The sequence below is a fragment of the Burkholderia sp. HI4860 genome (assembly GCF_002223045.2).
Lineage (GTDB): Bacteria > Pseudomonadota > Gammaproteobacteria > Burkholderiales > Burkholderiaceae > Burkholderia.
In genome coordinates this window covers 1,146,206-1,159,056 of sequence record NZ_NKFO02000003.1, presented here as the reverse complement: position 1 = coordinate 1,159,056, position 12,851 = coordinate 1,146,206, and the positions used below count along the sequence as shown (strand labels likewise).

The 12,851-nt window shown below is 67.9% G+C and carries 13 protein-coding genes; 4 read left to right on the top strand and 9 right to left on the bottom strand.

What is annotated here, in order from left to right; genetic code table 11:
* Window positions 1-35 precede the first annotated feature (35 nt).
* Genes CFB34_RS20675 through hda form a run of 5 tightly spaced genes read right to left on the bottom strand, consistent with a single transcriptional unit; the run spans window position 36 to window position 4,261 of the window.
* Entirely contained in the window at window positions 36-722 is a 687-nt protein-coding gene (locus CFB34_RS20675; protein WP_089424561.1) for a deoxynucleoside kinase, read from the bottom strand.
* Window positions 719-1,261, bottom strand: coding sequence for a 2-amino-4-hydroxy-6-hydroxymethyldihydropteridine diphosphokinase (gene folK / locus CFB34_RS20670; RefSeq protein WP_089439282.1), 543 nt, complete (start codon window positions 1,259-1,261; stop codon window positions 719-721). Before folK ends, CFB34_RS20675 begins: the two co-directional genes overlap by 4 nt.
* 35 nt (window positions 1,262-1,296) lie before the next feature.
* A complete protein-coding gene (gene pcnB, locus CFB34_RS20665; RefSeq protein ID WP_089439283.1) occupies window positions 1,297-2,832 on the bottom strand; it encodes a polynucleotide adenylyltransferase PcnB in 1,536 nt (511 codons plus the stop codon).
* 5 nt (window positions 2,833-2,837) lie between these two features.
* Window positions 2,838-3,515, bottom strand: a complete 678-nt coding sequence (locus CFB34_RS20660; RefSeq protein ID WP_089424564.1) for an HAD family hydrolase — start codon at window positions 3,513-3,515, stop codon at window positions 2,838-2,840.
* Between the two features lie 11 nt (window positions 3,516-3,526).
* Window positions 3,527-4,261, bottom strand: coding sequence for a DnaA regulatory inactivator Hda (gene hda / locus CFB34_RS20655; RefSeq protein ID WP_218828625.1), 735 nt, complete (start codon window positions 4,259-4,261; stop codon window positions 3,527-3,529).
* A gap of 250 nt (window positions 4,262-4,511) precedes the next feature.
* Here hda and purM point away from each other — a divergent pair, with 250 nt between their 5' ends.
* Both purM and CFB34_RS20645 read left to right on the top strand, forming a co-directional pair.
* Window positions 4,512-5,567, top strand: coding sequence for a phosphoribosylformylglycinamidine cyclo-ligase (gene purM, locus CFB34_RS20650; RefSeq protein ID WP_089439285.1), 1,056 nt, complete (start codon window positions 4,512-4,514; stop codon window positions 5,565-5,567).
* 112 nt (window positions 5,568-5,679) lie between these two features.
* Window positions 5,680-6,075 (top strand): SgcJ/EcaC family oxidoreductase, encoded by a 396-nt coding sequence (locus CFB34_RS20645; protein ID WP_089439286.1) that lies wholly within the window; start codon window positions 5,680-5,682, stop codon window positions 6,073-6,075.
* Window positions 6,076-6,097: 22 nt separating this feature from the next.
* Here the strand turns inward: CFB34_RS20645 and tet are convergent, their stop codons facing one another.
* On the bottom strand, window positions 6,098-7,291 hold the full coding sequence (gene tet / locus CFB34_RS20640; protein ID WP_089439287.1) for a Tet(A)/Tet(B)/Tet(C) family tetracycline efflux MFS transporter: 1,194 nt from the start codon (window positions 7,289-7,291) through the stop codon (window positions 6,098-6,100).
* Between the two features lie 63 nt (window positions 7,292-7,354).
* Here tet and tetR point away from each other — a divergent pair, with 63 nt between their 5' ends.
* Complete coding sequence (gene tetR, locus CFB34_RS20635) at window positions 7,355-7,987, top strand: tetracycline resistance transcriptional repressor TetR (protein WP_089439288.1); 633 nt, start codon at window positions 7,355-7,357, stop codon at window positions 7,985-7,987.
* A 5-nt stretch (window positions 7,988-7,992) separates the two neighbouring features.
* Here tetR and miaA read toward each other — a convergent pair whose 3' ends face one another.
* Both miaA and mutL read right to left on the bottom strand, forming a co-directional pair.
* Window positions 7,993-8,973: a tRNA (adenosine(37)-N6)-dimethylallyltransferase MiaA gene (miaA, locus tag CFB34_RS20630; protein WP_089439289.1), complete on the bottom strand. Its 981-nt coding sequence runs from the start codon at window positions 8,971-8,973 to the stop codon at window positions 7,993-7,995.
* A complete protein-coding gene (gene mutL, locus CFB34_RS20625) occupies window positions 8,970-10,961 on the bottom strand; it encodes a DNA mismatch repair endonuclease MutL (protein WP_089439290.1) in 1,992 nt (663 codons plus the stop codon). Before mutL ends, miaA begins: the two co-directional genes overlap by 4 nt.
* A 174-nt stretch (window positions 10,962-11,135) precedes the next feature.
* Between mutL and CFB34_RS20620 the strand changes: the two genes are divergently transcribed.
* On the top strand, window positions 11,136-11,819 hold the full coding sequence (locus tag CFB34_RS20620) for a DedA family protein (RefSeq protein ID WP_006484968.1): 684 nt from the start codon (window positions 11,136-11,138) through the stop codon (window positions 11,817-11,819).
* 80 nt (window positions 11,820-11,899) lie between these two features.
* Here the strand turns inward: CFB34_RS20620 and CFB34_RS20615 are convergent, their stop codons facing one another.
* Window positions 11,900-12,712 (bottom strand): mechanosensitive ion channel family protein, encoded by an 813-nt coding sequence (locus CFB34_RS20615; protein WP_089439291.1) that lies wholly within the window; start codon window positions 12,710-12,712, stop codon window positions 11,900-11,902.
* Window positions 12,713-12,851: the final 139 nt, after the last annotated feature.

Genomic DNA, 12,851 nt, shown 5'->3' with positions numbered 1-12,851 from the left:
GTTCGAATGGGGGTGGAACGACAGGCGAGGACGCGTCAGCGCGTCGTCTCGCCCTTGACGAAGAATTCCTTGCGGCCGCGCATCGTCTCGATGCGCTCGACCAGCAGGGCGAGATCTTCGGGGGAATCCAGCGGGTTCAGGTGTTCGGCGGCGACCGTCAGCACCGGGGTGCGATCGTAGTGGTAGAAGAATTCGTTGTACGCGTCGACGAGCGAGCGCAGGTACGCATCGCTGATCTGCAGCTCCATCGGCAGCCCGCGCTTCTGGATGCGCGAGAACAGCACTTCGGGGCTCGCCTGCAGGTAGACGACGAGGTCGGGCGACGGCGCCTGCGGCACGTCCACGTGCGTCGCGACCGAGCGGTAGAGCTGCCACTCGTCTTCCGGCAGGTTCAGCCGCGCGAAGATGTCGTTCTTCTGCGGCATGAAATCGGCGATGACCGGGCGGCCCGTGTCGAGCGCGCCGATCAGCTCGCGTGCCTGCTGCGCGCGCTGCAGCGCGAACGACAGCTGCACGGGCAGCGCGTAGCGTGCGGTGTCGCGATAGAAGCGTTCGAGGAACGGGTTGTCCTGCGGGCGCTCGAGCAGCGTCTGCATCGACCAGCGTTCGCCGAGCAGGCGCGCGAGCGTCGTCTTGCCGACGCCGATCGGGCCTTCGATCACGAGATAGCGATGCGGGGCGCGCAGGTCGGGCGCGGTGACGGTGAGGGGAGTCGGGGTCATCGGCAGCGGTTCTTGTCGGCGTCTGCGCTGGCAGCGAGCGCCTTCTGCATCAGGCACTGGCAGGTCTGCACCTTCTCGACGCGCTGGTCCGCGACGGCGGCGAGGAACGCGTCGGCCCGGCCGCGCGCGGGGATGTCGAGTGCCGGCTCGATCTCGACGAGCGGCACGAGCGCGAACGCACGGTCGGTGAGGCGCGGGTGCGGGACGATCAGGTCGGGCTCGTCGATCGAATCGTCGCCGAACAGCAGGATGTCGAGATCGAGCGTGCGCGGCGCATTGCGATACGGGCGCTCGCGGCCGAAGTGATGTTCGATCTTCTGGCACAGCGCGAGCAGCTCGCGGGCCGACAGCGTCGTGTCGAGCTTGACGACGCAGTTGTAGTAGTCGTCGCCGCCCGCTTCGAAGGGCGCCGTGCGATACAGGCTCGATTTGCCGAGGATCGAGATGGTGCGCTGCTGCGCAAGGCACACCACCGCGTCCTTCAGGGTCTGGCGCGCATCGCCGAGATTCGCCCCCAGTCCGATATATGCAACCGTCATGGCATCACTTCCTACGTCGTTCGCCGGCGAGCGCGTCAGTCGTCGGAACCGCCCGAGGCGTCCGGTGCCGGCTCGGCGGCACCTTCACCCGGCTTGCGGTTTCGCACGCCGCCGCGGCGGCGCCGCTTGCGGGGCGATTTTTCCTTCGTGCCGCCCTGCGTGAGCAATGCCTCGCGAGCGGCCGCGTCGCCTTCGATGAAATCCGTCCACCACTGTCCGACTTCCGCATCGAGCTCGCCGGATTCGCAGCGTAACAGGAGGAAATCATACCCCGCTCTAAACCTTTGGTGTTCCAGCAGCCGCATCGCGCTGCGGCCCGAGCGTTTCTCGAGACGCAGCTGCAGGCCCCAGATCTCGCGCATGTCGGCCGAGTAACGCTTGTGGATCGCGAGTTTCTCGGTCTGCATGTCGAGCACGTCGTCCATCGCGCGATGGAGCGCCGGCACCGGGATTTCGCCTTCCGCCGTGTATTGCTCGAAGCGCTGGCGCATGTCGTGCCACAGCAGCGTCGCGAACAGGAAGCCGGGTGATACCGTCTTGCCGGCGCGCACGCGTGCATCGGTGTTGTTCAGCGCGAGCGTGATGAACTTCTCGCCCTGCGGCTGTTCGAGCACGACGTCGAGCAGCGGCAGCAGCCCGTGGTGCAGGCCTTCCTTGCGCAGCCGCTGCAGGCACGCGAGCGCGTGGCCCGACAGCAGCAGCTTCAGCATTTCGTCGAACAGGCGCGCGGCCGGCACGTTGTTGATCAGGTCGGCGAGCGCGTTGATCGGTTCGCGCGTATGCGGCTCGATCTCGAAACCGAGCTTGGCTGCGAAGCGCACGACGCGCAGCATCCGCACCGGATCCTCGCGGAAGCGCGTGGCCGGATCGCCGATCATCCGCAACAGGCGGGCGCGCACGTCGGCCATCCCGTCGTGGTAGTCGAGCACCGTCTGCGTCGACGGGTCGTAGTACATCGCGTTGATCGTGAAGTCGCGGCGCGCGGCGTCTTCGTGCTGCTCGCCCCACACGTTGTCGCGCAGCACGCGGCCGCTCGCGTCCACCGCGTGCGTGCGGCGATCGAGTTCGTCGCGCTTCAGGCGCTTCGGCGGCTCGGCAGCGGCCGCCTCGGGCGGCGCGTCGACCAGCGCGCGGAACGTCGACACCTCGATCAGCTCCTGGCCGAACTGCACGTGGACGATCTGGAAGCGGCGCCCGATCAGGCGTGCGCGGCGGAACAGGCGCTGCACTTCGGTCGGCGTGGCATCGGTCGCGACGTCGAAGTCCTTCGGCGCGATGCCGAGCAGCAGGTCGCGTACCGCACCGCCGACGATGAACGCACGGAAGCCCGCCTGCTGCAGCGTGTCGGTCACGCGCACGGCATTCTTCGAGATCAGCGCCGGGTTGATGCCGTGCACGCTGGCCGGCACGACGGTCGGTTCATGGTTGCTGCGCGGTTTCTTCGCGCCGCCGCGGGCGCCCTTCGGGGCGCGCGGGGTAGCAGGGGCCGCTTCGTCGGCCGGGGCCGTTGCGGGAGAGGTTTGCTCGGTTTCGTCCTGGCCGAGCAGCTTGCGGATGAATTTTTTGATCACGACGTTCAGAAGAGATCGAGGATGCGCCAGCCGCGGTTGCTTGCATGCGCACGCAGCGTGTCGTCAGGGTTGGTCGCGATCGGGTCGGTGACTTTCTCGAGCAACGGGATGTCGTTGTGCGAGTCGCTGTAGAAATAGGTGTGCGGGAAGTCGCTCCATTGCTTGCCGAGCGACGCGAGCCACGCTTCGGTCCGCACGATCTTGCCTTCGCGATAGCTCGGCGTGCCGGTCGGCCGGCCCGTGTACGGCGAATCGGGATGCCCGTCGGTCGTTTCGACCTCGCAGGCGATCAGCGTGTCGACACCGAACGCGGACGCGATCGGGCGCGTGATGAATTCGTTGGTCGCCGTCACGACGCAGCACAGGTCGCCCGCATCGAGGTGCTTGCGCACGAGCTCGAGCGCGGCGGGCGTCATGGCGGGGCGGATCACCTCGTGCATGTACTGATCGTGCCATTCGGCCAGCTGCGCGCGCGAATACTTCGCGAGCGGCGTGATCATCGCCGTGAGGTACGCGTGGATGTCGAGCTTGCCGGCCTTGTAGTCGGCGAAGAACTGATCGTTCTGACGCGAGAAGCTTTCCGCGTCGACGATGCCGAGCTTCACCATGAAGCGGCCCCATTCGTGGTCGCTATCGGTCGGGATCAGCGTGTGATCGAGGTCAAAGAGTGCCAGATTAGTCATGGAAGCGCATTTTACTCGAAGCGGTTCGGGCCCGTGCCCGGTGGGGTGATGTCGTCGCCGGGACGCGCCAGCATGCGGCGCAGCAACGGCAGCGTGACGGCGCGTTTCTGCTCGAGCGAAAAGCGGTCGAGCGCGTCGAGCAGCGCCATCAGGCTCGGCATGTCGCGGCGGAAATGGGTCAGCAGGTAGGCGGCGATGTCGTCGGTGAGCGCGATCCCGCGCTCCTTCGCCGCGAGCTTGAGCACGGCGATCTTGCCGGCATCGGACGGCGGCGACAGGTGGAACACGAGCCCCCAGCCGAGGCGCGTGCGGAGATCCTCGCGCACGTCGAGCGCGAGCGGCGCCGCGGGGCCCGCCGCGACGAACGCGCTCGACGGGTGCGCGCGCACTTCGTTGAACAGGTTGAACAGCGCGACCTGCTGCGTGTCGCTCATCCGGTCGCAGTCGTCGATCGCGTAGATGCCGATGCGCGGGTCGAACGTGAACGCGCCGAGCGGGCTCTGCGGCGTCAGGTAGCGCGCATAGCTGTACGACGCGTCGCTCACGAGCGCCTGCAGCAGATGGGTGCGGCCGCAGCCGGGCTCGCCCCAGATATAGAACGACCGGTCCGGCACGGGGCCCGCCGCGAGCGCGAGGTCGAGCTTCTGCAGGCGCGAGATGAGCTCGTCGTTCTCCTCGTTCATGATGAAGTTGTCGAACGTGGCGGGCGGCGGCGTGCCGAGATCGAGCGTCAGTTGACGAGACACAACAGTCACAATGCGGGTCGGTTGAAAATACGCGCGCCGTACGCCGGGCACGCGCCGGGGCTTGCGTCTTCACGGGCTTCACGCGCGGCCGCACGCACGGCGCCACGCCGGTTTCGGCGCGGTTTGCTCGGCGATGAAAACGGGGACGTGTTGACCAAGATGCAATCCCTGACGATTCGGTGCTGGGAATTCCGGCCAACGGGCCGGCTTCGGGTAAAATCGCATTTTACCGACCTTCTCGCATTCCCCCATGAATCCTCCGAAATCCGCTCCCGACGCTCGGGGTCTGTCCTATCGCGACGCAGGTGTCGACATCGACGCGGGCGACGCACTCATCGACAAGATCAAGCCTTTTGCGAAGAAAACCCTGCGCGACGGTGTGCTCGGCGGCATCGGCGGGTTCGGCGCGCTGTTCGAAGTGCCGAAGAAGTACAAGGAGCCCGTGCTGGTGTCGGGCACCGACGGCGTGGGCACCAAGCTCAAGCTGGCGTTTCATCTGAACAAACACGATACCGTCGGCCAGGATCTCGTCGCGATGAGCGTGAACGACATCCTCGTGCAGGGCGCCGAGCCGCTGTTCTTCCTCGACTACTTCGCGTGCGGCAAGCTCGACGTCGACACCGCCGCAACGGTCGTCAAGGGCATCGCGCAGGGTTGCGAACTGTCGGGCTGCGCGCTGATCGGCGGTGAAACGGCCGAAATGCCGGGCATGTACCCGGACGGCGAATACGACCTGGCCGGCTTCGCGGTCGGCGCGGTCGAGAAGAGCAAGATCATCGACGGCAGCACGATCGCCGAGGGCGACGTGGTGCTGGGCCTCGCATCGAGCGGCATCCACTCGAACGGCTTCTCGCTCGTGCGCAAGATCATCGAGCGCGCGAACCCCGACCTGTCGGCCGATTTCCACGGCCGTTCACTGGCCGACGCGCTGATGGCGCCGACGCGCATCTACGTGAAGCCGCTGCTCGCGCTGATGCAGAAGCTGTCGGTGAAGGGCATGGCGCACATCACGGGCGGCGGTCTCGTCGAGAACATTCCGCGCGTGCTGCGCGAAGGCCTCACCGCCGAGCTCGACCAGAACGCATGGCCGCTGCCGCCGCTGTTCAAGTGGCTGCAGGAGCACGGCGGTGTCGCCGATGCGGAAATGCACCGCGTGTTCAACTGCGGCATCGGCATGGCCGTGATCGTGTCGGCGGCTGATGCCGACGCAGCGATCGCCGACCTGACCGCCGCCGGCGAACAGGTGTGGAAGATCGGCACCGTGCGTGCGACCCGCGAAGGCGAGGCGCAGACGGTCGTGGTCTGACGCACTGCCTGCAGCAGATGCAGCAAGGAAAGCCGCCCGGAGTCGATCCGGGCGGCTTTTTTTTCGGGCGTGGCGTCGCGTTCGGACGCGCGCCGATGAAGGAGGGACGACGATGACCGAAGACGAACACGCGATCCGCGAGCTCGTGGACAACTGGTTCGTGTCGAGCCGGCGTGGCGACCTGGCGACGGTGCTCGACCTGATCGCCGACGACGCGATCTTCATGGTGGCCGGCAAGCCGCCGTTCGACAAGGCGGCGTTTGCGGCCGCGTCGCGCGACGCGAACGCCGGGGGCGGCAACGCGCCGAAGATCGACGGCCGTTACCGGATCGACGAGCTGCGCGTGCTGGGCGACTGGGCGTACATGCGCAATTTCATCGAGATCGAGGCGACCCCGCCGGGGGGCGAGACAATCCGTCGGTCGGGCCATACGCTGACGATCTTCCGCAAGGCCGACGGCCGCTGGCAGCTCGTGCGCGACGCGAATCTGGTGACGCTCGCGCAGTGAGCGCGACGGGGCGCGCCGACGCTCATGCGGACGGCCGTGCCGCGCCCGCCGGCCGCGCACCGGCCAGCAACGGCGGGACGAGCAGATAAAGCAGTGCGGCCGCGGCCCAGACGAGCCCCGGCCACGTCGCGCGTGTCGCCGCATAGGTCGCGGTGACGACCAGCGGCCCCGCGACGCCGATCAGGCTCGCCACGCTCGCAAGCGCGCCTTGCAGTTCACCCTGGCGCGCATCGTCGACCTGTCGCGCGAGCATCGCCTGCAGGGCCGGCAGCGTCATGCCGCCTGCCGCAAACAGCGGCAGCAGCGCGAACGGCACCCACGCGGCGGTCGCGAACGCGATCGCCACGAGCCCGAGCGCGTCGCCTGCGAGGCCCAGAGCCAGCGCGCGGCGCTCGCCGAGCCGCGCGATCAGCGGCCCGATCGCGAAGGCCTGCGCGAGTGCGTGACACGCGCCGTAGCCTGCCAGCGACAGCCCCGCGATCGGCGTCGACCAGCCGAAATGCTCCTGGCCGTACAGGATCCACAGTGTTGCGGGCGCCTGCGACACCAGCGCCACGATCACGTAAATGCCGATCAGCGGGGCGAGCGCGGGCGCGCCGGTCAGCCGGCGCAGGCTGGCGAACGGATTGAGCGCGCCAACCGCGTGGCCTTCGCGGGCCGAAGGCGGCCGCGATTCCGGCAGCGCACGCCAGACCAGTACGAGGTTGAGCGCATTGAGCACGGCGGCCGCGACGAACGGTGCACGCAGGTGTAGCGCGCCGAGCAGGCCGCCGATCAGCGGGCCCGCGATGAAGCCGATGCCCATCATCGCGCCGAGCTGGCCGAAGCGTCGTGCGCGATCGGGTTCGGCGGTGACGTCGGTGACGTAGGCAGTCGCGACCGCGACGTTCGCGCCGGTGATGCCTGCGATCAGCCGCCCCACGTAAAGCCACGCGAGGGTCGGCGCGAGCGCCATCAGCAGGTAGTCGAGCGCGGCGCCCGCGAGCGACACGAGCAGCACGGGCCGGCGGCCGAAGCGGTCGCTCAGCGCGCCGAGCAGCGGGGCGCACAGGAACTGCGCGAACGCGTACAGCGCGAGCAGGATCCCGTAGTGGGTATCGGTGCTGCCTGCGTCGGCGAGCGAGCGCAGCAGCCCGGGCAGGATCGGCATCACGATCCCGACGCCGATCGCGTCGAGCAGGACCGTGGCCAGGATGGCAATCAGGGACGGATTCAAGAGCGTAACTCTATCGGTGATAGAGTGACAATTATTCCATAACTTTCCCTATCGGTGATAGAGATGAAGGACACAGGGGCGCGGCTGACGCGCGACACGGTGTTGCGCGCGGCGCTCGAGCTGCTCGACGAAGTCGGCATCGACGGGCTGTCGACGCGAAAGCTCGCCGAGCGGCTCGGCGTGCAGTCGCCGACGCTTTACTGGCATTTCAAGAACAAGGGCGAACTGCTCGATGCGATGGCCGAGGCGATCATGCTCGAGCGTCACGATGCGTCGCTGCCGCGGCCGGGCGAAGCGTGGGATGCGTGGCTTTTGGACAATGCGCGCAGTTTCCGGCGCGCGCTGCTGGCCTATCGCGACGGCGCGCGCCTGCATGCCGGTACGCGGCCGCGCGCGCTGCACTTCGGCTCGATCGAGCGCAAGGTCGCGCTGCTCGGCGACGCGGGTTTCGCGCCGGACGAGGCGGTCGACGTGATGTATGCGCTGGGCCGCTTCGTGGTCGGATGGGTGCTGGAAGAGCAGGCGGAACCGGACGGCGACGCCGGTGCGCCGCTGCCGGACGAAGCCGAGTATCCGCTGCTCGCGAAGGGCTGGGCCGCGCTGCGCGAGCGCAGCGGCGACGAGGCGTTCGAGCGTGGTGTTGCGTTGATCGTCGACGGCGCCCGCGCGCGCCTGGCAGCGCGCGAGCGCGGCTGACGCGGTCAGCCCGGCGTGCGGCCGTCGAGCACGCGTTCGAGCGCGTCGAGTGCGCGTGCCGTCGAGTCCGGCGCGATGCAGTCGACGACGATCCGCTCCGGCATCGCGCGCAGCCAGGTGATCTGGCGCTTGCAGAGCTGGCGCGTCGCGAAGATGCCCTTGTCGCGCATCGTCCGGTAATCGGTATCGCCGTCGAGGAATTCCCATGCCTGCCGGTAGCCGACGCAGCGCATCGACGGCAGGTCGGGATGGAGATCCTCGCGACGGCGCAGCCGCTCGACTTCGTCGATGAAGCCCGCGTCCAGCATTGCGTCGAAGCGCTGCGCGATCCGCTTGTGCAGTACCGCGCGATCCGATGGTTCGAGCGCGACCGGCACGAAGCGGTAAGCGGCGGCTGCATCGTCGGTGCGGCGCGGCGCGGCAAGCAGCACCGACATCGGCTGCCCGCTCAGCATGAACACTTCGAGCGCACGCTGGATCCGTTGCGAATCGTTCGGCGCGAGCCGCGCGGCCGTGTCGGGATCGACCTGCGCGAGCCGCGCGTGCAGCGCGGGCCAGCCATCGCGCTCGGCGTCGGCATCGAGCGTCGCGCGCACGTCCGGATCGGCGCCCGGCAGGTCGTTGAGCCCCTGCGTCAGCGCCTTGTAGTACAGCATCGTACCGCCCGCGAGCAGCGGCGTGCGGCCGCGCGCGGCGATCTCGCCGATCAGGCGCAGCGTGTCCGCGCGGAAGCTCGCGGCCGAATACGCGTCGGCCGGATCGATGATATCGATCAGATGATGCGGCACGCTCGCGCGCTCGTCGCGCGACGGTTTCGCGGTGCCGATATCCATGTCGCGGTAGACGAGCGCCGAATCGACGCTGACGATCTCGATCGGCCGACGCGCGGCGAGCGCCAGCGCCGCGGCCGTCTTGCCCGATGCGGTGGGGCCGAGCAGGCAGGCGATCGTCGTCGGGCTGGGGTGGGCGTGCGGTGCCGCGCTCATTGTCCGCGCATGAAGAGGCGGTCGAGGTCGTTCAGCGTGAGCTGATACCACGTCGGCCGGCCGTGATTGCACTGGTCCGCGCGTTCGGTCGCTTCCATCTGCCGTAGCAGCGCGTTCATCTCGTCGAGCGTCAGGCGCCGGTTCGCGCGCACCGCGTGGTGGCACGCGAGCGTGCCGAGCAGTTCGTGCTGGCGCTCGGTGAGCACGCGCGAGCCGCCGAACGCGTGCAGGTCGGCGAGCACCGCGCGCGCGAGCGACTGCAGGTCGGCATCCTTCAGCAGCGCTGGGACCGCGCGGATCGCGAGCGTCGTCGGCGACAGCACCGCCAGGTCGAAGCCGAGCGATTCGAGCGTGTCGCGCTCTTCCTCGACCGTACCGATCTCGACCGGCGTGGCCGTCATCGAGATCGGCAGCAGCAGCGCCTGCACCGCGACCGAGCGGTCGGCAAGCGCGTTCTTGAACTGTTCGTACAGGATCCGCTCGTGCGCCGCGTGCATGTCGACGATCACGAGGCCGTGTGCGTTCTGTGCGAGCACGTAGATGCCGTGGATCTGGCCCAGCGCGAAGCCGAGTGGCTGCTCGTCGTGCGTGGTCGCGGCGATCGGCGACGCGGTGAAGCCCGACAGCGGTGCGACCGGCGCGTCGGCCGAATCACGGGCGAGGGTCGTCGTGCCGTCCGGCGTGCCCGCGCCGGTGTCCTTGCGGCCGAACAGCGCGTCATAGAGCGCGAGCGGCTGCGCGACGGGCAGCGTGCCCTGGGTCATCCGCGCCTGACGCATCCACGTGTTGCCCGATGACGAGGACGACGATGGCGACGAGAAGCCGCTACCGCCGCTGCCGGCTGCGTCGCCCCGGCTCTGGCCGAGCGGTGTGTCCAGGAACGAAGCGGGCCCGCGCGGCGCCGGTGAGAGTTGCGCGGCATGGCCGCCCGCCGTGGTTTCCGGCGACGCGCCCGCGTGGCGCGCCAGCGCGCGCTGGACCGCATGGAACACGTACTGGTGGATCGAACGCGAATCGCGGAAGCGCACCTCGATCTTCGACGGGTGCACGTTCACGTCGACGGCTTCGGGCGGAAGGTCCAGAAACAGCACATACGACGGGTAGCGGTCGCCGTGCAGCACGTCCTCGTAGGCCGCGCGTACCGCGTGCGTCAGCAGTTTGTCGCGTACGAAGCGGCCGTTGACGAAGAAGTATTGCTGGTCGGCGCGACCGCGGCTTGCGGTCGGCAGGCCGGCGCAGCCGTAGACCGCGAGCGGGCCGGCCTGCTCGTCGAGCGGCAGGTGCGCGGTCGCGAAGCTGTCGCCGAGGATCTTCGCGACGCGCTGCGCCGGCTCGGTCGCGTTCCAGTGTTCGACCGCCTTGCCGTTGTGCAGCACCGAGATCGCGATGTCCGGCCGCGCGAGCGCCGCGCGGCGAATCATTTCCAGGCAGTGGCCGAACTCCGTCTGCTCGCTCTTCAGGAACTTGCGGCGCGCGGGCGTGTTGAAGTACAGCTCGCGCACCTCGATCGTCGTGCCGGTCGCGCCGGCGGCCGGCGACAGCACGCCCGTCTGCGCGTCGATCTTCATCGCGTGCGCGGCATCGGCCGTCCGGCTCGTGATCGACATCTCGGCGACCGACGCGATCGACGCGAGCGCTTCGCCGCGGAACCCGAGCGTCGCGACCGCTTCGAGCTCCTCGAGCGAGCGGATCTTGCTGGTCGCATGGCGCATCAGCGCGAGTGCCAGCTCGTCCGGCGGAATCCCGCAGCCGTCGTCGGTGATCGAGATGCGCTTGACGCCGCCTTCTTCCAGCACGATGCGCAGCGTGCTGGCACCGGCGTCCATCGCGTTTTCGAGCAGCTCCTTGACGACCGACGCCGGACGTTCGACGACCTCGCCGGCGGCGATCTGGCTGATCAGCTGGTCGGGCAGGGGCTGGATCGCGCGCAGCGGGCGCGGAGCAGGGGCGGGCGCGGCGCCCGCGGCCGTTTCGGTGATATCGGACATGGCCGAATTATAGCGAGGCGGCGATTGCGTGCCGGGGCGACTGGCGGTTACGTTTTTTCACGGAGCCTTAAGGTAGTTTCGGTATCATGGGTCCGTAACACCCTCCGGCCTTGACCGGCGGGCGCTTCAGCCTTTTTCGGCCGTTCCGGCCCTATCGCCTTCGAGGAATCGCATTTGGATACGCTGCTTCATTTCGTCAACCTTGTCCTGCATATCGACGCTTTCCTCGGCGATTTCATCCGGCAGTACGGCGCGTGGGTCTACCTCGTGCTGTTCCTGATCGTGTTCTGCGAGACGGGGCTCGTCGTGTTCCCGTTCCTGCCCGGCGATTCGCTGCTGTTCATCGGCGGCGCGTTCGCGGCGACGGGCGAGATGAATGTCGGCTTGCTGATCGTGCTGCTGCTCGTCGCGGCGATCAGCGGCAACACGGTCAATTACATGATCGGCCGCTGGATCGGCCCGAAGGTGTTCAATACGCATATCCCGGTGCTCGAGCGCTTCCTCGATCGCGCCGCGCTGCAGAAGACCCATTCGTTCTACGACAAGCACGGCGGCAAGACGATCGTGCTCGCACGCTTCATTCCGGTCGTGCGGACGTTCGCGCCTTTCGTGGCGGGGGCATCGTCGATGAGCGCCGCGCGTTTCCAGCTCTTCAACGTGATCGGTGCGCTGGTGTGGGTGCTGCTGCTCGTGCTGCTCGGCTATTTCTTTGGCAACATCCCGTTCATTCGCCAGTACCTGAACGTGATCGTGCTGGTCGGGATCGGGGCGGCGGTCGTGCCGGTCGCGCTTGGCGCGGTGTGGAAGCTGGTGCGCGGGAAGCAGTCGGATAATGTGCCGAAGGCGGGCGGGCGTTGAGCGGGAGCGTTTCGTTCTCATCTCGGTGCAGTAAAAAAAGCGTGGCGGGTGCCACGCTTTTTTTTCGTCCGGTGCCGCCGTTACGCGTTGCGATGCGAGATCGGGGTTTCGGGCGTCGGGTATTGCGCGTCGCGGAACGTCTCGAGGATCACGCGGTTGGTGTCGCAATACACCTGCCAGTAGTGCTCGGGTGCCGTGGACGGGCGCACGAACAGCAGCGGGCCTTCCGGCGTGAACTGCAGCACACCGACGTCCGGCGCCGGGGTGGTCAGCACGTTCGGGATCTGCTGGATCGACGTCTTCAGGCGGTTGATCGCGTCGACCGCATCGACGCTGTTCGCGATCTTCGCGGTCAGGTCGACGCGGCGGTGCGGCGTGGCACTGTAGTTTGCGATGTTGTCCGAGAAGATCTTGTTGTTGCCGACGATCGTCACGATGTTGTCGGCGGTGACGATCGTCGTGCCGAACAGGCCGAGCTCCTTCACCGTGCCCGTGACGCCGCCTGCACTGATCACGTCGCCGATCTTGAACGGGCGCAGCACCTGCATGAACACGCCGGCGGCGAAATGCGCGAGCAGGCCGCCCCAGGCGGTACCGATCGCAAGGCCGAGGCCGGCGAGCAGGGCGGCGAACGAGGTCGTCTGTACGCCGAAGATCTGCAGGATCGCGAGGATCAGCAGGATCGTCAGCAGCACGCCGACGACGGAGGTCAGGTAGTCGGTCAGTGTCGGGTCGACCTTGCCGCTGCGGCGCACTACCTTGCCGAGCAGGCGCGTGCCGATGCGGATCGCCCAGCGGCCGATGAACCACAACACGATCGCGGCGAGGAGGTTGAGGCCGAAGTCGAGACCGCGGGTCATCAGGAATTGCTGGGCTGTGGCGAGATCGATCATGCGTTCTCCGAAGTCAGGGGTAGAAAGGGCGGCGCATGCACCGGATGGGTGGCGCTTTTATAACCTGAGGTGGGAGGGGCGGGCAACCGGGCTGACATTGGTTGACGTAATGAAAAACGGGCAGGACGCGTGTGCGTGC